This window comes from Rhodococcus sp. NPDC003382, from assembly GCF_053589135.1.
In genome coordinates this window covers 26,021-50,791 of the sequence record NZ_JBSFRH010000046.1, presented here as the reverse complement: position 1 = coordinate 50,791, position 24,771 = coordinate 26,021, and the positions used below count along the sequence as shown (strand labels likewise).

The 24,771-nt window shown below is 69.9% G+C and carries 21 protein-coding genes; 1 reads left to right on the top strand and 20 read right to left on the bottom strand.

Annotation, left to right across the window (positions count from 1 at the left end; genetic code table 11):
- Positions 1-352: 352 nt before the first annotated feature.
- The 19 genes from tyrS to infC form a co-directional block, all read right to left on the bottom strand.
- On the bottom strand, positions 353-1,630 hold the full coding sequence (gene tyrS, locus ACWDUD_RS24780; protein ID WP_450111010.1) for a tyrosine--tRNA ligase: 1,278 nt from the start codon (positions 1,628-1,630) through the stop codon (positions 353-355).
- A 7-nt stretch (positions 1,631-1,637) separates the two neighbouring features.
- Positions 1,638-2,342: a DNA-3-methyladenine glycosylase gene (locus ACWDUD_RS24775; protein ID WP_450111009.1), complete on the bottom strand. Its 705-nt coding sequence runs from the start codon at positions 2,340-2,342 to the stop codon at positions 1,638-1,640.
- Positions 2,287-2,508: a Trm112 family protein gene (locus ACWDUD_RS24770; protein WP_197252497.1), complete on the bottom strand. Its 222-nt coding sequence runs from the start codon at positions 2,506-2,508 to the stop codon at positions 2,287-2,289. Before ACWDUD_RS24770 ends, ACWDUD_RS24775 begins: the two co-directional genes overlap by 56 nt.
- A gap of 40 nt (positions 2,509-2,548) precedes the next feature.
- On the bottom strand, positions 2,549-5,536 hold the full coding sequence (locus ACWDUD_RS24765) for an acyl-CoA synthetase (protein ID WP_450111008.1): 2,988 nt from the start codon (positions 5,534-5,536) through the stop codon (positions 2,549-2,551).
- 141 nt (positions 5,537-5,677) lie between these two features.
- Complete coding sequence (gene argH / locus ACWDUD_RS24760) at positions 5,678-7,108, bottom strand: argininosuccinate lyase (RefSeq protein ID WP_450111007.1); 1,431 nt, start codon at positions 7,106-7,108, stop codon at positions 5,678-5,680.
- Positions 7,109-7,111: 3 nt separating this feature from the next.
- Entirely contained in the window at positions 7,112-8,311 is a 1,200-nt protein-coding gene (locus ACWDUD_RS24755) for an argininosuccinate synthase (protein ID WP_197252500.1), read from the bottom strand.
- A 47-nt stretch (positions 8,312-8,358) separates the two neighbouring features.
- Positions 8,359-8,886 carry an arginine repressor gene (locus tag ACWDUD_RS24750; RefSeq protein WP_450111006.1) on the bottom strand — a complete coding sequence of 176 codons (528 nt, stop codon included), beginning with the start codon at positions 8,884-8,886 and terminating at the stop codon, positions 8,359-8,361.
- Positions 8,887-8,888: 2 nt separating this feature from the next.
- A complete protein-coding gene (gene argF, locus ACWDUD_RS24745) occupies positions 8,889-9,818 on the bottom strand; it encodes an ornithine carbamoyltransferase (RefSeq protein WP_450111005.1) in 930 nt (309 codons plus the stop codon).
- A 3-nt stretch (positions 9,819-9,821) separates the two neighbouring features.
- Positions 9,822-11,012 carry an acetylornithine transaminase gene (locus tag ACWDUD_RS24740; protein ID WP_450111004.1) on the bottom strand — a complete coding sequence of 397 codons (1,191 nt, stop codon included), beginning with the start codon at positions 11,010-11,012 and terminating at the stop codon, positions 9,822-9,824.
- The gene (argB, locus tag ACWDUD_RS24735) at positions 11,009-11,938 is read right to left on the bottom strand and encodes an acetylglutamate kinase (protein WP_450111014.1); all 930 of its coding nucleotides are present in this window, start codon (positions 11,936-11,938) and stop codon (positions 11,009-11,011) included. The genes ACWDUD_RS24740 and argB overlap by 4 nt, the downstream gene beginning before the upstream one ends.
- A 26-nt stretch (positions 11,939-11,964) precedes the next feature.
- A complete protein-coding gene (argJ, locus tag ACWDUD_RS24730) occupies positions 11,965-13,167 on the bottom strand; it encodes a bifunctional glutamate N-acetyltransferase/amino-acid acetyltransferase ArgJ (protein WP_450111013.1) in 1,203 nt (400 codons plus the stop codon).
- A 62-nt stretch (positions 13,168-13,229) separates the two neighbouring features.
- Entirely contained in the window at positions 13,230-14,303 is a 1,074-nt protein-coding gene (argC, locus tag ACWDUD_RS24725) for an N-acetyl-gamma-glutamyl-phosphate reductase (protein ID WP_450111003.1), read from the bottom strand.
- 153 nt (positions 14,304-14,456) lie between these two features.
- Positions 14,457-14,891 carry a PspA/IM30 family protein gene (locus ACWDUD_RS24720; RefSeq protein WP_450111002.1) on the bottom strand — a complete coding sequence of 145 codons (435 nt, stop codon included), beginning with the start codon at positions 14,889-14,891 and terminating at the stop codon, positions 14,457-14,459.
- Positions 14,892-15,029: 138 nt separating this feature from the next.
- Entirely contained in the window at positions 15,030-17,513 is a 2,484-nt protein-coding gene (gene pheT, locus ACWDUD_RS24715; RefSeq protein ID WP_450111001.1) for a phenylalanine--tRNA ligase subunit beta, read from the bottom strand.
- 58 nt (positions 17,514-17,571) lie between these two features.
- Positions 17,572-18,642, bottom strand: a complete 1,071-nt coding sequence (gene pheS / locus ACWDUD_RS24710; protein ID WP_248676410.1) for a phenylalanine--tRNA ligase subunit alpha — start codon at positions 18,640-18,642, stop codon at positions 17,572-17,574.
- Between the two features lie 82 nt (positions 18,643-18,724).
- Positions 18,725-19,537 carry a TrmH family RNA methyltransferase gene (locus ACWDUD_RS24705; protein WP_450111000.1) on the bottom strand — a complete coding sequence of 271 codons (813 nt, stop codon included), beginning with the start codon at positions 19,535-19,537 and terminating at the stop codon, positions 18,725-18,727.
- A 38-nt stretch (positions 19,538-19,575) separates the two neighbouring features.
- Positions 19,576-19,956 carry a 50S ribosomal protein L20 gene (rplT, locus tag ACWDUD_RS24700; RefSeq protein WP_006553977.1) on the bottom strand — a complete coding sequence of 127 codons (381 nt, stop codon included), beginning with the start codon at positions 19,954-19,956 and terminating at the stop codon, positions 19,576-19,578.
- Positions 19,957-20,018: 62 nt separating this feature from the next.
- A complete protein-coding gene (rpmI, locus tag ACWDUD_RS24695) occupies positions 20,019-20,213 on the bottom strand; it encodes a 50S ribosomal protein L35 (protein ID WP_197251525.1) in 195 nt (64 codons plus the stop codon).
- A 70-nt stretch (positions 20,214-20,283) separates the two neighbouring features.
- Complete coding sequence (infC, locus tag ACWDUD_RS24690; protein WP_450111012.1) at positions 20,284-20,961, bottom strand: translation initiation factor IF-3; 678 nt, start codon at positions 20,959-20,961, stop codon at positions 20,284-20,286.
- A gap of 349 nt (positions 20,962-21,310) precedes the next feature.
- On the opposite strand from infC, the gene ACWDUD_RS24685 reads away from it, so the two are divergent.
- Positions 21,311-21,661: a DUF1844 domain-containing protein gene (locus ACWDUD_RS24685; RefSeq protein WP_197251524.1), complete on the top strand. Its 351-nt coding sequence runs from the start codon at positions 21,311-21,313 to the stop codon at positions 21,659-21,661.
- Positions 21,662-21,767: 106 nt separating this feature from the next.
- Here ACWDUD_RS24685 and uvrA read toward each other — a convergent pair whose 3' ends face one another.
- On the bottom strand, positions 21,768-24,692 hold the full coding sequence (gene uvrA / locus ACWDUD_RS24680) for an excinuclease ABC subunit UvrA (RefSeq protein WP_197251523.1): 2,925 nt from the start codon (positions 24,690-24,692) through the stop codon (positions 21,768-21,770).
- Positions 24,693-24,771: the final 79 nt, after the last annotated feature.

Genomic DNA, 24,771 nt, shown 5'->3' with positions numbered 1-24,771 from the left:
CACCCACATAATTGTGAAGTGGTCGCACCAAAAAAATTTGGCACTGACATTCATCGGCACACTGTTGAGTTCTCAAAGAACACGCACACACCATCGCGTTCCGGACTAGCGTCCGACCCGCTCCGGGGCAACTGTTCTAACCTAGCAGGTCCATCTTACCGAGTCAAAATCGCTTCGAACCGGTACGATCTTCTGCTTGGCTGTCCGATCATCTCGGGGCACTAAAGGTGCCCGTACCTTCCGGTCCGGGTCTGTGTCCCTCTCGCTCGAACGACGACTAAGTTACGCCTCCGCTAACGGGCCGTCAAATCCGCAGGTCAACGGCCCGTCAGCCCGTAACATGAGAGCGCTGTCAGCCCCGGACGAGGCGCACGCCGGCAAAGTTCCGCTTCCCGCGCCGGATGACGAGCCACTGCCCGTGCAGAACGTCCGATTCACCGGGCGTCCACTCCTCCGAAGCGATACGCACGTTGTTGACGGAGGCGCCGCCTTCCTTCACCGTGCGCCGCGCCGCGCCCCTGCTCTCGCACAGTCCGCTCGCGACGAGCAGGTCGACGATCGTGGACGGCTCGCCCTTGTGGACTTCGGCGATCGATGCCTCGGCCAGCGCCGCCGCGAGCGTGCCCTCGTCGAGATCGGCAAGCTCTCCGCGACCGAACAGTGCGCGGCTCGCGAGCTCCACCGCGCGGGTGTTCGCCTCTCCGTGGACCAGCGTGGTCATTTCCGCTGCGAGCCGACGCTGTGCCTCACGGGCCTGCGGGCGTTCCGCGGTGGCGACCTCGAGCTCGGCGAGTTCTTCCTGGTCGAGGAACGTGAACCAGCGCAGGTACTTGATCACGTCGGCGTCACCGGCGTTCACGAAGTACTGGTACCAGGCGTACGGCGTGGTCATCTCCGGGTCGAGCCACAGGCTGCCGCCGCCGGTGGACTTGCCGAACTTCTTGCCGTCCGCGGAGGTCACTAGTGGAACGGTGAGTGCGTGCACGGACTCACTGTCGACGCGGCGGTTGAGTTCGACGCCGGCGATGATGTTGCCCCACTGGTCGGAGCCGCCGACCTGCAGCGTGCAGCCGTACTTGCGGCGCAGCTCGACGAAGTCGTTGGCCTGCAGAAGCATGTAGCTGAACTCGGTGTACGAGATGCCGTCGCCTTCGAGACGGCGCTTGACGGTGTCGCGGGCCAGCATCACGTTGACGGAGAAGTGCTTGCCGATTCCGCGCAGGAACTCGATCGCGCTGAGTTGCCCGGTCCAGTCCATGTTGTTGGCGACGATCGCGCCGGTCGGGGAATCGTCGAAGTCCACGAACCGCTCGAGCTGACCGCGAATGCGTTCGGCCCATTCGGCGACCGTGTCGACGGAGTTCATCGTCCGCTCCCCCACCTCGCGGGGATCGCCGATCATGCCGGTGGCCCCACCTGCGAGAACGATCGGCCGGTGGCCGGCGCGCTGGAAACGCTTGAGAGCGAGGAGAGGCACGAGGTGACCGGCGTGCAGACTCGGCCCGGTCGGATCGAAACCGGCATACAACGTGAGCGGACCTGCGTCGAGGTCCCGTCGCAGTGCGTCGATGTCGGTCGATTGGGCGATGAGCCCGCGCCAGGTGAGTTCGTCGAGAATGTGCTCAGTCACCGCTCGATCATCCCATCCGCGGATTCGCGGCCGGCGCCCGTGGGCTACGCCGGTACGCCGAGACACCGATCGCGCCGGGAATCCACAGCCGCCACGGCCGATCGGCGGCCTGCGTGATGCCGACCCGGGGACCGGTCTCCACGGGGTCCGGGACGGTGCCGGGGGCGAGGTCGAGACGCACCCGCGACGGCGCATCGAACACGTCGAGGCCGTTGTCGGCGAGTGTCAGACCGAGTGCTTCGGCGAGGTTGCCCGGTCCCCTCGCGAGGTTCGACTCCGCGGTACCCGGGGTGCGGCGAGCGCGGACGGTCTCCTCTCCCGACACGACGTGCGCACCGCGCAGCAGCGCCGCGGCCGCGACCCCGTCGGGTCCGATCGAGATGTTCGCGCAGTGATGGATGCCGTAGCTGCGGTACACGTACAGATGACCCGCCGGTCCGAACATGACCGCGTTGCGGGCGGTGCGGCCGCGGTACGAGTGCGCGGCCGGGTCCGGCCAGGGACCGTCCTCGGGCCCTCCGTACGCCTCGACCTCGGTGATGCGCAGTGCGACGTCGCCGACCCGGAGGATCGCGCCGAGCAGCAGGCGTGCGCCCGCGACGGGGTCCGCCGCGGTCAGCTGCGCCCTGCTGTACGTGCCGTCGCCGGTCAGCCGATCAGTCCTGCGTCCAGCCCGCGACCCCGCGCGCGACGTAGTCGTCGTGTTCGGCATCGGTCACCTCGCGCGCCTCGTCGACGAGAAGGACGGGAATGCCGTTCTCGATGGGGTAGGCGCGCCGCAACCGTGGGTTGTAGAGGACGACGTCGTCCACGAGGAGCAACGGCCCCTTGTCCTGCGGGCAGGCCAGGATGCTCAACAGCGTGGGGTCGACAGCCACCGTTGTCCTCTCGAAGTGCGATATGCGAACGGGACCAAGGCTACCGCGCAGCGGAACCCGAATCGACGACGCCCGTCGCCAGCCGCGCTGCCACCGTCTTGGTGAGCCGCTTGTACGTTCCGGTCTCGGGGTCGGCGTACCAGGAACGCACCGTCGGCCTCGGCACACCCTGTGCCCGCAGATCGTCCGCGATGGGCCTGAAGGACGGCCCGAGCGGGATGCGCGGCACCACGTGCACGATGTCGGGGCGTTCGGCGGCCGGCAGTGCATCGAGCGCCGCGGTGATCTCCACGGAGCTCGGCGCCTTGTTCTCGCGCAGCGTGCACGCGGCCACGGCGAGGTCGGTATCGCCGGCGCGCACCCCGTAGGCGACGACGAGATCGACCCGAGGGAGCGCGCCGAGCGCGTCGACGACGGGTTGCGCATAGACCGGGCCGCGCGGGGTGACGATGACGGTGCGCTTGTTGTCGAGCAGCCAGAAGTCGCCGTCCGCGTCGCGCCGGAACAGGTTCTCGGTGGGGACCCACGCATCGCCCGTCTCGAACACACCGCGCATCACGCTTGCGGAGATGTCCGTGGTCGAGCTGTAGCGGCCGAGCAGCAGTCCGACTTCGCCGGGCACGCTCTCCCGGACGAAACCTCGTTCGTCTTCGACGAATCGCCGGCCGACCGGGTCGTAGGCGGCCAGCCGGACCTCGGCGCTGCCGGGCAGCGGCCGGCCCTTCGACCCGACTTTCGCGCCGGACACGTTGGCCAGCACGATCGCGCCTTCGGTGGAGGCGTAGAACTCGAGCACCTGCGCGGGGGCGAACCGCTCCATGGTGCGCCGCCACAGGCCGGGGGTCATGCCGGAACCGATGAACAGGCGCACCGGGTGGATGTCGTCGATGTGCAGCGACGGGCTGTCGAGGATCTCCCGCAGCATCGCCCACGTGTAGGTGATGACGGTGACGCCGTAGCGGTGCACCTCGTCGCTGAACCGCGCCGGATCCAGTCCCCGGGACAGCGCGATGCGGCATCCACCGGCGAGTGCACCTCCGAAACTGACGAGCAGTCCCGACGAATGGTGCAGCGGCGCGAGGCAGTACACAGTGTCGCCGCGGCCGAGGGCCGCGGCGGTCGCGGTACCGAACGCCGACAGTGCCCACCGGTGGTTGGTGACCAGCTTCATCTCGAGCGAATCGCCGTGGCCTGTGAACAGGATGAAGGCGAGTTCGCGGGCCATGCCGGGGTCCGGCACGTACCACCCCGGCAGCTCCATCGTGGAGGTGTCGAGGCGTTCGAGATCGATGACGTCCGAGCCGGGTTCGACGTCGAGGTCGCGCACGTCGCCGCCGCCGAGCACGAGAACGGGCAGACCGGTCGCGACGGCGGTCCCGAGGTGCTCCGGGTCCGTGACGATCTTCTCGACGGCGCCCAGCCGGAGGGTCTCGTCGAGGTCGGAGCCGGGTGGCAGCAGCACCGACACCCCACCGATACGGGAGACCGCCGTGACCGCGGCCATGGCGCTCGGGCGCGTGTCCATGAGGACACCGACACGCATCCCGGGGCGCACGCCGCCGTGGATGAGTCCCCGCACGACGTTGTCTATGCGGCGGTTGACCGCGGCGAAGGTGTAGACGCGATCCTCGAAGATGAAGCATTCACGGTCGGCGGCCTTGCGGCCCTGCTCGGCGAGCAGGCTGCCGACGGAGATCCGCGTGTGCGGCTGGATCTGCCCGAGCCGCGCGAGCCGCGGCAGCGCCCGCGCGGCCTCACCGGACAGTTCGCGGGCGCCGCGGACGGTGCCGGCGGCGATCTCGGCGAGACCCTTGCCCACTTCCACACCGACCTCGGCGATGGTGGCGGCGGTGTGGGTCAGCCGGCTGGTGACGGACACGCCGGTCTCGCCCTCGGCGTGCGGTTCGGGCACGGCCATCGGGACGATGCCGACGGGCCGGTCCCCCTGCTGCTCGCGCCACAGCACCCATTCCCCGACAGTAGGCCACGTGTGCTGCGCCGCGGAGGTACCGACGACGAGTCCGAAATGACCTGCGCGCAAACAGTATTCGAACACCTGCGCACGAGGGGCCGCTTTGCGGATGCCGCGCACGGCGAGGGGCTGCCCGATATCGTCGACCTCACCGACGAACGCGAGGATCGGGCACGTGATGTCCGCGAGGGTCACCGCCCGGTCGTTGATGACGAATCCGCCGCTGACCATCCGATTGTGCGCGATGAACTGACGCAGCAGATCCGCGACCGCGGGACCCGACCACGCGACCCAGCCCTCGGTGTCGAGGAATCGGCGCTGCGGTTCCCGCGGCAGCAACGCCTCCCGGTCGTGCAACTGCATGACGAACTCGAGCCGCGCCCGCACCGTCTTGATCGGGTCGAGGAACTGGAAGCCGGTGCGGGCCATCCACCCGGTGATCGCCATCCGGTTGAAGACGTGGTCGGCGAGGAAATCCGCGCTGCGGACCGCGATGGCGTCCGGGATACCGAACGGCAACGCCGCCAGCGTGTCGACGGGACTGCCGAACGTGATCAGGCTGGCGATGTTGCGACTGCGCCGGTATGCCGCGGCCTGATAGCAGAACATGCCGCCCTGCGAGTATCCGCCGAGATGGATGTCGCGGCCCGTGTAGTCGTGAACCCGGTCGACGATCTCGTCGAGGGCGACGATGTGGTCGGTGAGGGTGCGGCTCCAACCGCCCTCCTCCTGGTCCGGGGACCCGAAGTCGACGACCCACGGATCGAGACCGACGGCGTGCAGCATTCCGACCGCGCCCTTCTCGCGGGTCACGTCGTACACATCGGCCGACATCATCATCGGCGGAACGAGGACGACCGGGATCCCCGTCGAGGCGGTATCGGTCTCGGGAAAGTAGCGGCGCAGACGGTACATCGGAGTCCGGGCGACGACCTGGTACGGCGACGGCGCCGCCCCGGTCTCGAGCCCCCCGAACCGAATCACCTCGAGGCCGTTCTGCGCCGTCGCCACGACGCGACGCAACGGCCCCATCACCGATTCACTCCCCAGTCCCACGAACCGCACCCCATCCGCCGCGTGTACCGCAATCCGACATGTCAGAACCCCAGCCTGCCACACGCCGGGTATGCCACAGGCCGGTTCGAAACGCCGTGTGGGTCACACCCGGCGTCGGTCGAACCGGCCTGTTCGGATCGGTCAGGCGCGGACCTGCTCCCGCAGCTCACGCGCGGTCGCGCGGACCCCCGCGAGCTGCTCGGCGACGCGCTCTCCGGCCGTGCCACCACGCGCGTTGCGGGACGCGATGGACCCTTCCACGGTGAGCACCTCGCGCACCTGCGGGGTGAGGGCGGGATCGACCGCGGCGAGTTCCTCGTCGGCGAGGTCCTCGAGTCCCACGCCCCGGCCTTCGGCGACCTTGACGCACGCGCCGGCCGCTTCGTGCGCGACCCGGAACGGCACGCCCTGACGCACCATCCACTCGGCGATGTCCGTCGCGAGGGTGAACCCGGCGGGCGCGAGCTCGGCCATCCGGTCCGTGTGGAACGTCAGCGTTTCGACCAGGCCGGTGATCGCCGGGAGCAACAGCTCGAGCTGCGCCACCGAATCGAACACCGGTTCCTTGTCCTCTTGCAGGTCGCGGTTGTACGCGAGCGGCTGCGCCTTGAGGGTCGCGAGCAGGCCGGTGAGGTTGCCGATGAGACGACCCGCCTTGCCGCGGGTGAGCTCGGACACGTCCGGGTTCTTCTTCTGCGGCATGATCGACGATCCGGTGGACCACTCGTCGGCGAGGGTGATGTACCCGAACTCGGGAGTGCTCCACAGGATCACCTCCTCCGCCATGCGCGACAGGTCGACGGCGATCATCGCGAACACGAACGCGGCCTCGGCTGCGAAGTCGCGCGAGCTGGTCGCGTCGATCGAGTTGTCCGCGGCCGAGTCGAAGTTCAGCTCGGCGGCGATCGCATCGGGGTCGAGCCCGAGCGAGGACCCGGCCAGCGCACCGGATCCGTACGGGGACACGGCGGCACGCTTGTCGAAGTCACGCAGCCGCTGCACATCGCGCAGCAGCGGGTGCGCGTGCGCGAGCAGGTGGTGCGCGAGCAGGACCGGTTGCGCGGCCTGCAGGTGCGTCTTGCCCGGCATGACCGCCTGCGGGTGCGCGGCAGCCTGTGTCGCGATGGCCTCGACGACGTTCAGCACTCCGTCGGAGATGCGCCGCGCGGCGTCGCGCAGCCACATCCGGAACAGCGTGGCCACCTGGTCGTTGCGGGACCGGCCCGCGCGCAGGCGTCCGCCGACCTCCGGTCCGACCCGGTCGATGAGGCCGCGTTCGAGGGCGCCGTGGACGTCCTCGTCGGACTCGGCGGGAACGAACGCCCCGGACGCGACGTCGGCGGCGAGCCGGTCGAGGCCGTCGAGCATGGTGGCGAGGTCGTCGTCGCTGAGCAGCCCGGCCCGGTGCAGGACCTTCGCGTGCGCCTGGGAGGCGCGCACGTCGTACGGGGCGAGCGCCCAGTCGAAGTGCGTGGACTTGCTCAGTGCCGCCATGGCGGCGGCCGGTCCGGATGCGAACCGGCCGCCCCACAGGGCGCCTTCGTTGGTGCCATGAGAGTCCTGGCTGGTCATGATCTACAGGCCCAGATCGCGCTTCGCGGCGACCTTCGACGACAGGCCGTGGATCTGCACGAAGCCCTTGGCGTTGGACTGGTCGAAGCTGTCGCCCTCGTCGTAGGTGGCGAGGTTGAAGTCGTACAGCGACTCGGGGCTGCGGCGGCCGTTGACGGTGATGTGTCCGCCGTGCATCACCATGCGGATGTCGCCGGTGACGCGTTCCTGCGTGTGCTTGATGAAGGCGTCGAGAGCGGTCTTGAGCGGCGAGTACCACAGGCCGTCGTACACCAGCTCGCTCCAGCGCTCCTCGACCCGCCGCTTGTAGCGGCCGAGTTCACGCTCGAGGGTGACGTGCTCGAGTTCCTGGTGCGCGGTGATCAGGGCGATGGCGCCGGGCGCCTCGTAGATCTCGCGGCTCTTGATGCCGACGAGGCGGTCCTCGACCATGTCGAGGCGGCCCACGCCCTGGGCACCGGCGCGCTTGTTGAGCTGCTGGATGGCCTCGAGGACGGTGACGTGCTTGCCGTCGATCGCGACGGGACGGCCGGCCTCGAAGGTGACGATCAGCTCGTCGGGGGCCTGCCAGTTGAGGGTGGGGTCCTCGGTGTAGTCGTAGACATCCTTGGTGGGGGCGTTCCACAGGTCCTCGAGGAAGCCGGTCTCGACGGCGCGGCCCCACACGTTCTGGTCGATGGAGAACGGCGACTTCTTGGTCACGTTGATCGGCAGGTTGTGCTCGCCGGCGAACGCGATGGCCTTCTCGCGGGTCCACGCGTAGTCGCGCACCGGGGCGATGACCTGCAGGTCGGGAGCGAGGGCGCCGAAGCCGACCTCGAAGCGCACCTGGTCGTTGCCCTTGCCGGTGCAGCCGTGCGAGACGATGGTGCCGCCGTGCTCGCGGGCGGCCTGCACGATGTGCTTGACGATCAGCGGACGGCTGATCGCGGACACCAGCGGGTAGCGGTCCATGTAGAGCGCGTTGGCCTGGATGGTGGGCAGGCAGTACTCGTTGGCGAATTCGTCCTTGGCGTCGACGACGATGGATTCGACGGCACCGCAGTCGAGGGCGCGCTGACGCACGACCTCCATGTCCTCGCCGCCCTGGCCGAGATCGATGGCGACGGCGACGACCTCCTTGCCGGTCTCCTTGCCGATCCAGCTGATGGCAACGGAGGTGTCCAGCCCGCCCGAGTAGGCGAGTACGACGCGATCGGCCATTGTTCTTGCGCTCCTTCTTGATTCGACTGACGTCTATGGGTGGTAGTTCATGCGAGTGATTCGATTTTGGCGGCCAGTTCGGCCCCCGTCGTCGGCTCCCGGGCGATCACCGCGATGGTGTCGTCCCCGGCGATCGTGCCGACGACCTCAGGTAATGATGCCCGATCGAGTGCACTGGCCAGATAGTGCGCTGCCCCGGGCGGTGTGCGCAGCACCGCGATGTTGCCGCTGTGGTCGGTGGAGACGAGCAATTCCCCCAGGAGACGGGACAATCGGTCGGTGCCTCCGGACACCCCGCGGACCGGGCTGCCGTCCTCGGGCACGACGTACACCCCGGCTCCCCCGTCGGCGGCGCGGAGCTTGACCGCGCCGAGTTCCTCGAGGTCGCGCGACAGGGTCGCGGTGGACACCTCGATGCCTTCGGCGGCGAGCAGCGCGGCCAGTTCGGTGTGGCTGCGCACCTCGCGGGTCGAGACGAGCGCGGTGATCCGCGCCTGCCGCGCCGCGCGCGTCGGGGCCGAGGATGCGGCGGGGCGCTCCGTCGTTCCCTCGGGTCGGCTCGCGGCGGTGCTCACGGTCAGTTCTCCCGCTGCTCGAGCAACCACACGAGCAGCGCCTTCTGGGCGTGCAGCCGGTTCTCGGCTTCGTCCCACACGACCGCGCGGGGTCCGTCGAGGACGTCGGCGGTGATCTCGCGCCCGCGGTAGGCGGGCAGGCAGTGCAGCACGATGGACTCGGGCTTCGACAGGGCCACCAGTTCGGCGTTCACCTGGAACGGCCGGAACACCGAGTCGCGGTCGAGGCCGTCGTCCTCCTGTCCCATCGACACCCACGTGTCGGTGACGAGCACGTCGGCGTCGGTTGCGGCGGCCTGCGGGTCGTCGGTGAGGGTGACGCTGCCGCCGGTCTCCTCGGCGCGGGCACGGCTGGCGGCCACGACGTCCGGGTCGGGGACGAACCCGGCCGGGGACGCGATCGTGACGTGCAGGCCGGCGGTGACGCCACCGAGCATCAGCGAGTGCGCCATGTTGTTGGCGCCGTCGCCGAAGTAGGCCAGGGACAGGCCCGCGGTGCTGCCCTTGTGTTCGCGGATGGTCTGCAGGTCGGCGAGCACCTGGCACGGGTGGAAGGTGTCGGTGAGCGCGTTGACGACCGGGACGGTGGAGTGCGCCGCGAGGGCCTCGATGCGGTCCTGCCCGTAGGTGCGCCACACGACGGCCTCGGTGTACCGGGAGAAGACGCGCGCGGTGTCCTCGAGGGTTTCGCCCTTGCCCAGCTGGGTGGTGCCGGCGTCGACGACGATCGCGTGACCGCCGAGCTGGGCGATGCCGGCGTCGAACGAGAAACGGGTGCGGGTGGACGTCTTGTCGAACAGCACCGCGACGCTGTACGGCCCCTCGAGGGGCCGGCGCGACAGGGGCGCCTTCTTGAGTTCGGCGGCGAGGTCGAGGATCTGCGCCTGTTCGGCGGGGGTGACGTCGTCGTCGCGCAGGAAGTGCCTGACCATGGGTTAGCTCGCCCCTTCCTGCTGGGCCGTGTCGAGGATCGCGGGCAGTGCGGCGACGAACCCGTCGGCCTGGTCCTCGGTGAGGATCAGCGGCGGGGCGAGCCGGATGACGTCGGGCGCCGCGGCGTTGACGAGGTAGCCGGCGTCGCGCGCGGCCGCCTCGACCGCGGCCGACTTCGGGTCGGTGAGGACGACGCCGAGCAGCAGACCGGAGCCGCGGACGTGGTCGACGAGCGGGTGTCCGAGTTCCTCGATGCCGGTGGCGAGGTGCTTGCCGACGGAGTTGACGTGGTCGAGCAGGTTCTGCTCGTCGATGGTGCGCAGCACGGCGAGCGCGGCGGCCGCGCACACCGGGTTGCCGCCGAAGGTGGTGCCGTGCTTGCCGGGCTGGAACAGCTCGGCGGCCGGGCCGGTCGCGACGACGGCGCCGATGGGCAGGCCGCCGCCGAGTCCCTTGGCGAGGGTCATCACGTCCGGGACGACCCCGGCTGCCTGGTGCGCGAAGAACGTGCCGGTGCGGGCGATGCCGGTCTGCACCTCGTCGAGGACGAGCAGCGCGCCCTTCTCGGTGGTGATGCGCCGGGCCGCGGCGAGGTAGCCCTCGGGCGGGACCACGACACCGGACTCGCCCATGATCGGTTCGAGGAACACGGCGGCGGTGTTCTCGTCGACGGCGGCTTCGAGGGCGGCGATGTCGCCGTAGGGGACGAATTCGACGCCGGCGGGCATGGGTTCGAAGGGTGCGCGCTTGTCGGGCTGGCCGGTGAGGGCGAGCGCGCCCATGGTGCGGCCGTGGAACGCCTTCTCCGCGGCGATGATCTTGGGGCGGCCGGTGAGCCGGGCGATCTTGAAGGCTGCCTCGTTGGCTTCGGTGCCGGAGTTGCAGAAGAACACCCGGCCCTCGTGCCCGAAGTGCGCGAGCAGTCGTTCGGCGAGCTCGAGCACGGGCGGCGAGGCGTACAGGTTCGACACGTGCCCGAGCTGGTTCAGCTGTGCGGTGACGGCCTCGATGATCGCCGGGTGGCGGTGGCCGAGGCTGTTGACGGCGATGCCGCCGAGCAGGTCGAGGTACTGCTTGCCGTCGGCGTCGGTGACGATCGCGCCGTCGCCGGCGACGAGCGCGACCTTCGGCACGCCGTAGTTGTGCATGAGCGAATGCGCCCAGCGTTCCTGCAGATCGGACGTGCCGGTCATGCTGTGCCTTCCTGGGTGGGGGTGACCGTCGGGGGGTGGGTGGGCGTCACCATCGTGCCGATGCCCTCTTCGGTGAACAGTTCGAGCAGAACGGAGTGCGGCTGGCGGCCGTCGATGACGTGTGCGGTGGGGACGCCGCCCTGCACGGCGCGCAGGCAGGCTTCCATCTTGGGGACCATGCCCGCGTCGAGGGACGGCAGCAGTTCGGTGAGCGCGGCGGCGTCGATCTGCGACGCCAGCGAGCTGCGGTCGGGCCAGTTCGTGTAGAGCCCTTCGACGTCGGTGAGGACGACGAGTTTCTCGGCGCCGAGCGCTTCGGCGAGCGCGGCCGCGGCGGTGTCGGCGTTGATGTTGTGCACGACCCCGTCGGCGTCCGGCGCGATCGTGGAGACGACGGGGATGCGGCCGGCGGCGATGAGGTCGAGGACGGCGGCCGGGTCGACGGTGGTGACGTCTCCGACGAGCCCGATGTCGGTGTCTTCGCCGTCGACGACGACGGTGCGTCGGGTGGCGGTGAACAGCCGGGCGTCCTCACCGGAGATGCCGACGGCGTACGGGCCGTGGCTGTTGATCAGCCCGACCAGTTCGCGGCCGACCTGGCCGAAGAGCACCATCCGTACGACGTCCATGACTTCGGGTGTGGTGACCCGGAAGCCGCCGCGGAACTCCCCTTCCATGCCGAGGCGCTTCAGCATGGCGTTGATCTGGGGGCCGCCGCCGTGCACGACCACGGGGTGGATGCCGACGGTGCGCAGGAACGCCATGTCGGCGGCGAACGCCGACTTGAGGTCGTCGTCGATCATGGCGTTGCCGCCGTACTTGACGACGACGATCTTGTCGCGGAACTTCTGCAGCCAGGGCAGTGCCTCGGCGAGCACGAATGCCTTCTGGTGCGAGGTGAGGCTCGCGATGAGGTCGTCGAGCATGTCGTCTCCCGTCACATTCTGTGCCGTCACGACGAGTACGCCGAGTTCTCTTCGACGTACGCGTGCGAGAGGTCGGTGGTGCGGATGGACACTTCGGCGTCGCCGATGCCGAGGTCGATGTCGAGGGCGATGTCGATGCCGGACAGGTCGACCTCGCGGGCGCCGGGTGCCCCGACGCCGTCGATGCACACGGGGCTGCCGTTGAAGGTCACCGAGATCTTGTCCGGGTCGAGTTCGATGGGGGCGATGCCGATGGCGGCGAGGACGCGGCCCCAGTTGGGGTCGGAGCCGAACAGGGCGGTCTTGACCAGGCTGTCGCGGGCGACGGTGCGGGCGCCGATGAGGGCGTCGGATTCGCTGGCGGCGCCGCGGACGGTGACGGTGACCCGCTTGGTGACGCCCTCGGCGTCGGCCATCATCTGGTCGGCGAGGCTGTCGCACACGGCGAGGACCGCGGCGTTGAGGTCCTCCTGGGCGGGGGCGATGCCGCTGGCACCGGACGCGAGCAGCAGCACGGTGTCGTTGGTGGAGGTGGCGCCGTCGATGTCGAGCCGGTCGAAGGTCTGCCGGGTGGCGTTGCGCAGTGCCTCGTCGAGCTGGGCGGAGGTGGCGACCGCGTCGGTGGTGAGCACGACCAGCATGGTGGCGAGCGCGGGGGCGAGCATGCCGGCGCCCTTGCCCATGCCGCCGACGTTCCACTTGTCGGCGTGGTGCAGCGCGGCCTGTTTGGGGACGGTGTCGGTGGTCATGATCGCGTAGGCGGCGTCGGTGCCGCCGGAGATGCCGCCGGCGAGTTCGTGGACGATCTCCTGCACGCCGGCGAGGACCTTGTCCATGGGCAGCCGGTCGCCGATCAGGCCGGTGGAGCACACCGCGATCTCGCCGGCACCGGTTTCGGTGCCCCAGTTGCTCAGCGCGTCGGCGAGGGCCTCGGCGGTGGCGTGGGTGTCCTGGAAGCCGCCGGGACCGGTGCAGGCGTTGGCGCCGCCGGAGTTGAGGACGACCGCGCGCAGCGCACCGGAGGTGAGGACCTGCTTGGACCACAGCACGGGGGCGGCCTTGACCTTGTTGGTGGTGAAGACACCGGCGGCGGCGAGATCGGGTCCTTCGTTGAAGACGAGCGCGAGGTCGGGGTTGCCGCTGGCCTTGATGCCGGCGCGGATCCCGGCGGCCCGGAAACCGGCGGGGCTGGTCACGCCCTGGGTGCGGATGAGCCGCCCCCCGGCGATGTCGACGGCGTCGGCGTAGACGTGCTCCGCGTGCGTGTCGCCGGCGGGCGGGGTCCGGTCGGTCACGGGGCCACTCCTACGGTGGACAGGCCGGCGGTCTCGGGCAGGCCGAGCGCCAGGTTCATGGACTGCACCGCGGCGCCGGCGGTGCCCTTGGTCAGGTTGTCGAGCGCGGCGACGACGATCAGCAGGCCGGCGTCGGCGTCGACGGTGACGGCGAGCTGCACGGCGTTGGACCCGACCACCGAGCCGGTGGCCGGCAGGACGCCCTCGGGGAGCAGCTGCACGAACGGCTCGTCGCCGTAGGCCTTCTCGTACACGGCACGGGCCTCGGCGGCGGTCGCGGTGGTCGGTGCGGTGCAGGTGGCGAGGATGCCGCGCGGCATGGGTGCGAGGACGGGGGTGAAGGAGACGGAGACCTCGGTGCCGGCGAGGGCGGAGAGGTTCTGCTTGATCTCCGGGGTGTGCCGGTGGACGCCGCCGATGCCGTAGGCGCGGACCGAGCCCATCACCTCGGAGCCGAGCAGGTCGACCTTGGGGGACTTGCCGGCGCCGGAGGTGCCGGAGACCGCGACGATCTGCACCTTCGGTTCGACGATGCCGGCGGCGACCGCCGGGGCCAGCGCGAGCGAGGCGGACGTCGGGTAGCAGCCGGGCACCGCGATGCGGGTGGCGCCGACGAGCTGCTCGCGTTTGCCGGGGAGTTCGGGCATGCCGTAGGGCCAGGTGCCGGCGTGCTCGCCGCCGTACCAGCGTTCCCAGTCGTCGCTGGATTCGAGCCGGAAGTCGGCGCCGCAGTCGATGACGACGGTGGTGTCCGGGAGTTGTTCGGCGATGACCGCCGAGTGCCCGTGGGGCAGGCCGAGGAAGACGACGTCGTGACCGGTGAGGGTGTCGAGGTCGGTGGCGCCGAGGACGCGGTCGGCGAGGGGCAGCAGGTGCGGGTGGAACTCGCGGAGGGTCGCGCCGGCGTTGCCGCCGGCGGTCAGTGCGCCGATGACGAGGGAGCCGTCCTGGTAGGCGGGGTGCCCGAGGAGCAGGCGGAGGACTTCGCCGCCCGCGTAGCCGCTGGCGCCCGCCACCGCGACCCGAATCGGCGACTGCGGCGTCGCCGTGAATGCCGGTGAGTTACCCATACGATTCATTATGCACGGCGATGCAAATTTATTCACTCACGGGTCGCCGGAACGCCCACCCCCACCCGAGCGAATGTATCGCTCGTCTCCTTCAACCGAATGAACGGTACATTCGCTCGGAAACGGGATGGGCGGCGGGCAGCCGGCGGTGGATCAGGAACTCATCGAACGCCGGATCTCGGCGAGCTTGTCGGCGGCCGCCTTCTTCCTGTCCTCGAACTCCTCCTCGAGCGTGCGCGCGGGTTCGGTCTCCCGGGCCAGTTCCTCCGCACCCATCGCGGTGCCGAGACGCTTCTCGATCTTGTCGCGGACCGCCTCGAAGGTGGGCACCCCCGCCTCGGTGTAGCCGGTGACCTCCTCGATCGACGGTGCGCGCACCACACCTTCGGCGGGTGTCACGTCGGGCACCGACGGGGACGGTTCGACCTCCGGTTCGGGGTCGGCGGGTGTCACGTCCGGGATGTCCGGGCCCGGCGGCACGTCGGGCACGGTCGGCGAATTCGGTTCGGCCGGAGTGACATCCGGAACCGGGTGGTCGGGCCGCTCGGGTTCGGGAGCACGGTCGGGGTCGCGCGGGTCCGTGGTCATGGTTCCAGGCTACGTCGCCGGTCGGGGCGCTGTCCCCCATCGCCGCCGACGCTGCGGCCGCGCCGGAATCCCTGTCGATTCCCGGGATCGAGGTGGGCACGCACACCCCCGACGGCTACATACGTGCCCACCCGATCATCATCCGCGCAGTTGCGCTCCGACCGCAGCCGACGCGGAAGCCACCGCGGCGTCGCGGGCCGCGCTCGCCTCGTCCTCGGTGAGGGTGCGGTCCGGGGCGCGGAACCGCAACGCGAACGCCAGCGACTTGCGGTCCTCCCCGACCTGGGCGCCTTCGAACACGTCGAACAGGCGCACGTCCTCGAGCAGATCGCCGCCCCCGGCGCGCAGCGCCGCCTCGACCGACGCCGCGGGCACGGCCTTGTCGACGACGACCGCGACATCCTGCAACACCGGCGGGAACGGCGACACGACGGGCGCCGGCAGCGACTCGACGATCGGCAGGGCATCGAGATTCAGCTCGAACGCGCAGGTGCGGGCCGGCAGACCGGCACGCTCGATCACCGCGGGGTGCAGCTCACCGGCATGTCCGACGACCTCACCGTCGACGACCAGTTCGGCGCAGCGGCCCGGATGCCACGGCAGGTGGCGGGCGACACGACGCTCGATCCGCACCCCGGCCGCCGCCGCGACCGTCTCGGCCGCCGCGAAGGCATCCACGGCGTCGGCGGCGCGACCGGAACCCCACGGACCGGCGGGTTCACGCAGCCCGCACAGCACACCGCCGATGTGCACCGGCTGCTTCGGCAGCGACCGCTCCAGCATGGCGATCTCCTCGTCGGTGGGCCGACGATCCACCGGCAGGACCGGGACCGGGCCGGTCTCGGCGCCGGGCAGCACGACCTGCGCGATCGAGAACAGCGACAGGTCCCGCTGGCCGCGGGCGACGTTGCGCGAAAGCACCTCGAGCAGACCCGGCAGCAGCGTCGTCGCGAGCTCGGGGCGATCCGATTCGAGCGGGTTGAGCACCTTGGTGGTGTGGCGGCGCGGGTCGTCGGCGTCCAGACCCCAGGTGTCGAACACGTGCGCGGGCAGGAACACCGGCGCCAGGACCTCGACGTACCCGTCGGAGGCCAGGGCCCGGCCCACGGCGCGGCGGCGCTTCTGTGACGGGGTGAGACCGCGGCCGGCGGGGGCGGCGGGCAGCACCGACGGGATCTGCTCGAGACCCTCGAGGCGCAGCACCTCCTCGACCAGGTCGGCGGGCTGACGCAGGTCCGGGCGCCACGACGGCGGGGTCACGACGAGCTGGCCGTGCCCGTCCACCCCGACACCGACCTCGACGGCGCAACCGATCTGGGTGAGTCGCCGCGCGGCGGTGCCGTTCGGGTAGGTGACCCCGGCGACCCGGTCCGGAAGGTCGATGTCCATGCGGATCGTGACCGGCTCGACCGGGACCGACACGTCGGTCAGGAGCGGTTCGACCCGGCCACCGGCGATCTCCACCAGCAGCGACGCCGCCCGGTCCAGGGCGGGCAGTGCCACCTCGGGGTCGACGTTGCGTTCGAAGCGCTTACCGGCCTCGCTGGACAGCTTGTGCCGACGATTGCCGCGGAACACCGCCAGCGGATCCCAGGTGGCCGCCTCGAGCAGCACGTCGGTGGTGGTGTCGCCGACCTCGGTGGTGGCGCCGCCCATGATGCCCGCCAGCGAGATGACACCGGAGTCGTCGGTGATGACGACGTCCTCGGGATCGAGGACGCGCTCGACACCGTCGAGGGTGGTGAGCTTCTCGCCCGCGCGGGCCCGGCGGATGACGAGCTCACCCTGCAGGGTCGCCGCGTCGAACGCGTGCAGCGGCTGACCGAGCTCGAGCATCACGTAGTTGGTGACGTCGACCGCGGGGCTGATCGGGCGCACCCCGGCGGTGAGCAGACGACGCTGCAGCCACCACGGCGACACCGCGTCGGGATCGATGCCGGTGACCTTCCGTGCCGCGAACCGGGTGGCGCCGGACTCGGGTTCGAGCCGGATCGGGTAGGCCTCGCCGTCGGCCGGGTTCGGGGTGACCTGCGCCGGGTCGGAGAACTCGAGGTCGAACCCGCACGCGAGTTCGCGGGTCAGGCCGCGCACCGAGAAGCAGTAGCCGCGGTCCGGGGTGATGTTCAGTTCGATGACCGTGTCGCCGAGGCCGAGCAGGTCGTTGGCGTCTGTGCCGGGCTCCGCGCTGCCCTCCTCGAGCACGAGGATGCCGGAGTGGTCCTTGCCGATCCCGAGTTCGGCGATCGAGCAGATCATGCCGTCGGACACCTGCCCGTAGGTCTTGCGGGTCGCGATGACGAAGTCGCCGGGCAGGACCGCGCCGGGCAGCGCGACCACGACGAGGTCGCCCTCGGTGAAGTTGCGGGCGCCGCACACGATGCCGCGCGGCTCGGCTTCACCGACGTCGACCCGGCAGAACCGGATGGGCTTCTTGAATTCGGTGAGCTCCGTGATCTCGACGACCCGGCCGACGACGAGGTTGTCGATGCGGTCGAGGGTGTCGACCTCCTCGACCTCGAGACCGACCCGGACGAATCCCGCGTCGAGCTCCTCGGCGGTGACGTTCCATTCCGGGGTGGAACGCTGCAGGATCTCGGTCAGCCAGGACTGCGCTACTCGCACGTGAGTTCAGCTTTCTCGTTCGTTCGATTCTCGGGGGTGGTCGGGTTTGGGGCGGGCGTCAGCCCTGCACGCCGAACGGCAGCGTGAACCGCACGTCGCCTTCGACGATGTCGCGCATGTCGGAGATGCCGTTGCGGAACTGCAGGGTGCGCTCGAGTCCCATGCCGAACGCGAATCCGCTGTAGACGTCGGGGTCGATGCCGCAGGCGCGCAGCACGTTGGGGTTGACCATGCCGCAGCCGCCCCACTCGACCCAGCCGGCGCCGCCCTTCTTGTTCGGGAACCACACGTCGACCTCGGCCGACGGCTCGGTGAACGGGAAGTAGTTCGGCCGCATGCGGGTGCGGGTGTCGGGACCGAACAGCGCGCGGGCGAATGCGTCGAGGGTGCCGCGCAGGTGCGCCATCGTCAGGCCCTTGTCGACCGCGAGGCCTTCGATCTGCGAGAACACCGGGGTGTGGGTGGCGTCGAGCTCGTCGGTGCGGAAGGTGCGCCCCGGGCACACCACGTAGATGGGGATCTCGCGGGACAGCATGGTCCGCACCTGCACCGGCGAGGTGTGGGTGCGCAGCACCTGCCGCGAATCCTCGGGGGCGATGTGGAAGGTGTCCTGCATGGTCCGCGCCGGGTGGTCCGGCAGGAAGTTCAGGGCGTCGAAGTTGAAGTGCTCGGTCTCGACCTCCGGGCCCTCGGCCACCTCCCAGCCCATCGCGACGAACACGTCGGAGACCTGCTCGGAGATGATCGTGATCGGGTGGCGGGCGCCGACGGCGCGGCGATTCGCCGGCAGGGTCACGTCGATCGCCTCGGCGACGAGGACCGCGGCGTCACGTTCCGCCTGCAGCTGCGCCTTGCGCTCGTCGAACGCGGCCTGCACGGCGGTGCGGTGCGCGTTGACCCGCTTGCCCGCGTCGGCGCGTTCGTTGCCGGGCAGCGATCCGAGCGCCCGCTTCGCGAGCGAGATGGGCGCCTTGTCGCCGAGGTGCTCGATCTTCGCCTGGGCGAGCGCGTCGAGGTCGGTGGCGGCGGCGAACGCTTCCTGCGCGGCCTTCTCGGCGGCGGCGAGCGCTTCCTCGGCCAGCGCGCTGGGGTCCACTGCCGGCGGCGTGCCGCCCTCATTCTTGGCCACGACCGGTGCAACTCCTTCTTCCGGCGAACGTTTTCTGTCGGGTGCCGCCGGAACCGGATCCCGGCAGCACAACACACAAATCCTAGGCGATGGGTCCGTGCACGCGATGCTGCACCCGTGCGCTGGCATACAGGCAGATTGCGGCGGCGGTCGCCAGGTTCAGCGATTCGGCGCGGCCCCGGATGGGGATCCGCACCCGGTGATCGGCGCGGGCGGCGATCTGCGGGTCCAGTCCGTGGGCCTCGTTGCCGAACAGCCAGGCGGTGGGCGCGGCGAGCAGCTCGTCGGCGTCGTCGAGATTCACTTCGCCGTCCGCGGCGGTGGCGAGCACCTGCAGACCGGCGTCGGCGAGCGCACCGAGCACGCGGTCGGTGTCGCGCTCCCGGGCGACCGGCAGGTGGAACACGCTGCCCGCGGAGGAACGCACACACTTGCCGTTGTGCGGGTCGACGCTGTCGCCGGCGAGGATCACGCCGTCGGCGCCGACGGCGTCGGCGACCCGGATGACGGTGCCCGCGTTGCCGGGCTCCCCCACCGCGACCGGCACCGCGAGGAGCCGGGCCTGCGCGGACAGCGCCCGGTCGAGGGGCACGTCGAGCAGGTCGCACACGGCGACGACGCCGGGCGGGGTGACGGTGTCCGACAGTCGCTCGGCGGCACGGTCGGTGACGAGCGAGACACGGACGCGGCGACGGTGCGCGGTGTCGATCAGACCCGGATAGCGGTCGGCCGCGGCGGCGGTGACGAACACCTCGTGCACGGTCGCGGTTTCGAGCGCCTCGGCGACCGAGTTCTCCCCCTCGGCGAGGAAGCGGCCGGCCTTGCGGCGTTCGGCGGTACGCAGCAGTTTCACAGCAGAAACGACCCGTGGAGTGCGCTCGGTGAGCGGATCCACGGGTCGCTTCTGTGCTGTCGTGTCGTTCAGCGCTGCGCTCAGGCGGCCGGAGCGTTCACGTCGGCCGGCAGGGCGGCCTTGGCGACGGCGACCAGGCCCGCGAACGCCTCGGCGTCGGAGACGGCGAGCTCGGCGAGGATCTTGCGGTCGACCTCGACACCGGCGGCCTTGAGGCCCTGGATGAACCGGTTGTAGGTGATGTCGTTGGCGCGGGCAGCGGCGTTGATGCGGCTGATCCACAGCTTGCGGAAGTCACCCTTGCGCGCACGACGGTCGCGGTAGGCGTAGGTCAGCGAGTGAAGCTGCTGCTCCTTGGCCTTGCGGTACAGCCGCGAGCGCTGCCCGCGGTAGCCCTTGGAAGCCTCGAGAATCGAACGGCGCTTCTTCTGGGCGTTGACTGCCCTCTTCACGCGTGCCACTGATATGTCCTGTCAGTTTCGGGGGGCAGATTCTCGCCCCCGGGATGGTCGGTCGGGAAAGCTCAGATGTCGAGCAGGCGCTTGATGCGCGGCGCGTCGACGTCGGCGACGACGGCCTTGCCGTCGAGGCGACGGGTGACCCGCGAGGACTTGTGCTCGAGCAGGTGGCGGCGGCCGGCCTTCTGGCGCAGGATCTTCCCGCTGCCGGACACCTTGAATCGCTTCGCGGTGCCGCTGTGGGTCTTCGACTTGGGCATGGAGTCCTCAGTTCTTCCGGTTGTTCGGGTACGTCTAACTCACGCAGCACCGGCTGTGCTGCCCGAGCGGTCAGCTGGTCTGCGTGTCGCCCTGCTCGGTCTTCGGCTGCTCGGCGGCAGGCGCGGGAGCGGCCGGAGCGGACTTGGCGGTGTTGGCCTGGGCTGCTTCCTGGGCCTTCACGCGGGTCTTCGCGCCCTTGTGCGGGGCCAGCACCATGGTCATGTTGCGGCCGTCCTGCTTCGGAGCGGTCTCGATGAAGCCGAGATCGGCCACGTCGGCACCCAGACGCTGCAGCAACCGGAATCCGAGTTCCGGACGCGACTGCTCGCGGCCACGGAACATGATGGTGACCTTGACCTTCGACCCGGCCTCGAGGAAGCGAACGACGTTGCGCTTCTTGGTCTCGTAGTCGTGGTCGTCGATCTTCGGCCGGAGCTTCTGCTCCTTGATCACGGTCAGCTGCTGGTTCTTGCGCGATTCGCGCGCCTTCTGCGCGGCCTCGTACTTGAACTTGCCGTAGTCCATGATCTTGCACACGGGCGGGCGGGCGTCGGGGGCCACCTCGACCAGATCGAGGTCGGCTTCGTATGCCAGGCGGAGTGCATCTTCAACACGCACGATTCCGACCTGTTCACCACCCGGTCCGACGAGTCGGACCTCGGGAACTCGGATGCGTTCGTTGATGCGGGTCTCAGCGCTGATGGGGCCTCCTAGGTAGAGCGGTGCGGTCTGTTGACCGCGCCGCAGCACGTGGGCCCGACATTCCTCGACGAAAAGACCCCGCTGCGGCGCCGAAGCTCCACACGGGGTCCGATTACCGACCGGCCCGACGAACCGGCAGCCGGGGCTGCACCGTCGTCGCTCACCTGGGAAGGCGAGTCACCCACGGCACCGAGGTGCGGGGCGGACCGGACCACTGAGCTGCAACGATGTGCCGCCAGAGGTGGGAGTCGGACTCCACTTTGCTGCCCACGCGTGTTCCACGTGGGCGGTCGTGGGATCCACAGTAGCAAATCTGCACGTGAGGATCGAATCGGGCGCTTCCCCACCCGACCCGCGAGCGATCCGGAGGGACCGGGATGGAATCCTCGACGGTATGACCGACACCCCCGAGTCGCCCGCCGACGACGTTCGCCACCTCGCCGAGATTCCCGCCGTCGAGGTGATCAGCCGCGCCGCCGTGATGCTGATGAGCTCCGCCGCCGAGAAACTGGGCCTCGGTGACGAGAACCCCGACGACAGCGCCCACCTGGACCTCGACGAGGCGCGGCGGGTCATCACCGCGCTCGCCGGCCTGGTCACCGCGTCCGTCGAGTACCTCGGCCCGCACGCCGGCCCGATGCGGGAAGGCCTGCAGGCGCTGCAGAAGGCGTTCCGGGAGGCGTCGGCGCATCCCGACGAGCCCGGCAAGGGCCCCGGCGAGAAGTACACCGGCCCCGTCTACTGACCTCGAGGATCCCGACGCCGGTTGCACGAGAGCGCGCCGACCTGCTCGTGTGCAGGTCGGCGCGCCCTCCCGGTGAGTCGAGCCGCGCCGCGTCGGCGCCTGTCGGCTATCCGACCGCGGCGGCCTTCCTCGGGGCGCGCTTGCGGGCGGGCTTGCGGACCGGTTCCGACGCCGGTGCGGCGCCGAGCGCTTCGGCGAGGAACCGGCCGGTGTAGCTGCCCTCGGTCGCCGCGATCTCCTCGGGGGTGCCCTGCGCGACGACGGTGCCGCCGCCCGATCCGCCCTCCGGTCCCATGTCGATGACCCAGTCCGCGGTCTTGATGACGTCGAGGTTGTGCTCGATGACGATGACCGTGTTGCCCTTGTCGACGAGCCCGTTGATGACGCCGAGGAGTTTGCGGATGTCCTCGAAGTGCAGGCCCGTGGTCGGCTCGTCGAGCACGTAGACGGTGCGTCCGCTCGACCGCTTCTGCAGTTCGGCAGCGAGCTTGACGCGCTGCGCCTCACCACCGGAGAGGGTGGGCGCCGGCTGCCCGAGCCGCACGTAGCCGAGCCCGACGTCCACGAGCGTCTTGAGGTAGCGGTGGATGGAGGTGACCGGCTGGAAGAACTCGGCGGCCTCCTCGATCGGCATGTCGAGCACCTCGGCGATGTTCTTGCCCTTGTAGTGCACCTCGAGGGTTTCGCGGTTGTAGCGGGCGCCGTGGCACACCTCGCACGGCACGTACACGTCCGGCAGGAAGTTCATCTCGATCTTGAGGGTGCCGTCGCCGGAACACGCCTCGCACCGGCCGCCCTTGACGTTGAACGAGAACCGCCCCTGCTGGTACCCGCGCACCTTCGCCTCGGTGGTCTGCGAGAACAGGGTGCGGATCTTGTCGAACACACCGGTGTAGGTCGCCGGGTTCGACCGCGGGGTGCGGCCGATCGGTGACTGGTCGACCTGGACGAGCTTGTCGAGCTGGTCGAGCCCGTTGACGCGGGTGTGCCGGCCCGGCACCTGGCGGGCGCCGTTGAGCTTGTTCGCCATCACCGTCGCGAGAATGTCGTTGACCAGCGTGGACTTGCCGGAGCCGGACACCCCGGTGACGCTGGTGAGCACGCCGAGCGGGAACGACACGTCGATGCCGCGCAGATTGTTCTCCCGGGCCCCGACGACCGTGACCTGACGCTTGCGGTCGATCGGCCGGCGCAGCGGCGGCACCTCGATGCTCTTGCGTCCGGACAGGTACGCGCCGGTCAGCGACTCGGTGTTGTCCAGCAGCTGCTTGTACGTTCCGGTGTGCACGACCCGACCGCCGTGCTCACCGGCGAACGGCCCGATGTCGACGACCCAGTCGGAGGCGCGGATGGTGTCCTCGTCGTGCTCGACGACGATCAGGGTGTTGCCGAGATCCCGCAGCCGCGTGAGGGTTTCGATGAGGCGACGGTTGTCGCGCTGGTGCAGGCCGATGGACGGTTCGTCCAGCACGTACAGCACACCGACCAGGCCGGAACCGATCTGCGTGGCGAGCCGGATGCGCTGCGCCTCACCGCCGGAGAGGGTCGCGGCCGCGCGCGAGAGGGTGAGGTATTCGAGACCGACGTCGAGCAGGAACCCGAGACGGGCCTGCACCTCCTTGAGCACCGACCCGGCGATGGCCTCCTCGCGGGGGCCGAGGGTCAGGCTGTTCAGGAACGCCGAGCACTCACCGATCGACAGGTCGCACACCTCGGCGATGGACTTGTGCCCGCCGTCGGCGGCGATCGTCACCGACAGGATCTCCGGCCGCAGCCGCGCGCCGTCGCACGCGGGGCACGGGATGTCCCGCATGTAGCCGTCGTAGCGTTCCTTCATCTGCTCGGACTCGGTCTGCTCGAGTCGTCGATGCAGGAACGGCATGACGCCCTCGAACTCGGCGTAGTACGAGCGAACCCGGCCGTAGCGGTTCTTGTAGCGGACGTGCACCTGCTCGGTGCTGCCCTCGAGGATCGCCTTACGGGCCTTGGCCGGCAGCTTGTTCCACGGGGTCGACAGGTCGAAGCCCATGATGTCGCCGAGACCGGACAGCAACCGGTTGAAGTACTCGGAACTCTGCCCCACCGACCACGGGGCGATCGCGCCGTCTTCGAGGGTGCACTCCGGGTCGGGCACCACGAGATCCGGGTCGACCTCCTTGCGGACACCGAGACCCGTGCACTCGGGGCAGGCTCCGTACGGCGAGTTGAACGAGAACGAGCGGGGCTCGAGATCGTCGATGGACAGCGGATGCGCATTGGGGCAGGCAAGCTTCTCGGAGAAGCGTCGCTCCCGATCCGGGGCGTTCTCGTCACGGTCGACGAAGTCGAGCACGACGATGCCCTCGGCCAGGCGCAGCGCCGTCTCGATCGAGTCGGTGAGCCGCTGCTTGGCGGTGGGCTTGACGGCGAGGCGGTCGACGACGACCTCGATGTCGTGCTTCTCCTGCTTCTTCAGCTTCGGCGGGTCGGTCAGCGGATACACGACGCCGTCGACGCGCACGCGGGCGAAGCCCTGGATGGTGAGCTGCTCGAACAGGTCGACGAACTCGCCCTTGCGGGTGCGCACGACCGGCGCGAGGACCTGAAACTTCAGTCCCGGTTCCATGTCGAGCACCTGGTCGACGATCTGCTGCGGCGTCTGCCGCGCGATCTGCTCACCGCAGACCGGGCAGTGCGGGGTACCGGCGCGGGCGTATAGCAGACGCAGATAGTCGTAGACCTCGGTGATGGTGCCGACCGTCGACCGCGGGTTGCGGTTGGTGGACTTCTGGTCGATGGACACCGCCGGGGACAGGCCTTCGATGAAGTCGACGTCGGGCTTGTCCATCTGGCCGAGGAACTGGCGTGCGTACGCGGACAGCGATTCGACGTACCGCCGCTGCCCCTCGGCGAAGATCGTGTCGAACGCGAGGCTCGACTTGCCGGAGCCGGACAGCCCGGTGAACACGATGAGGCTGTCCCGGGGGAGGTCCACGTTGATTCCGCGCAGGTTGTGCTCCCGTGCACCTCGCACGATCAGGCGATCCGCCACGCCACGTCCTTCCTTCGGACCCCGCGCCTGGTGGGCGCGCACCGTCCGGTTGCATTTCGAGGAGCCGGCGCCGAATCAC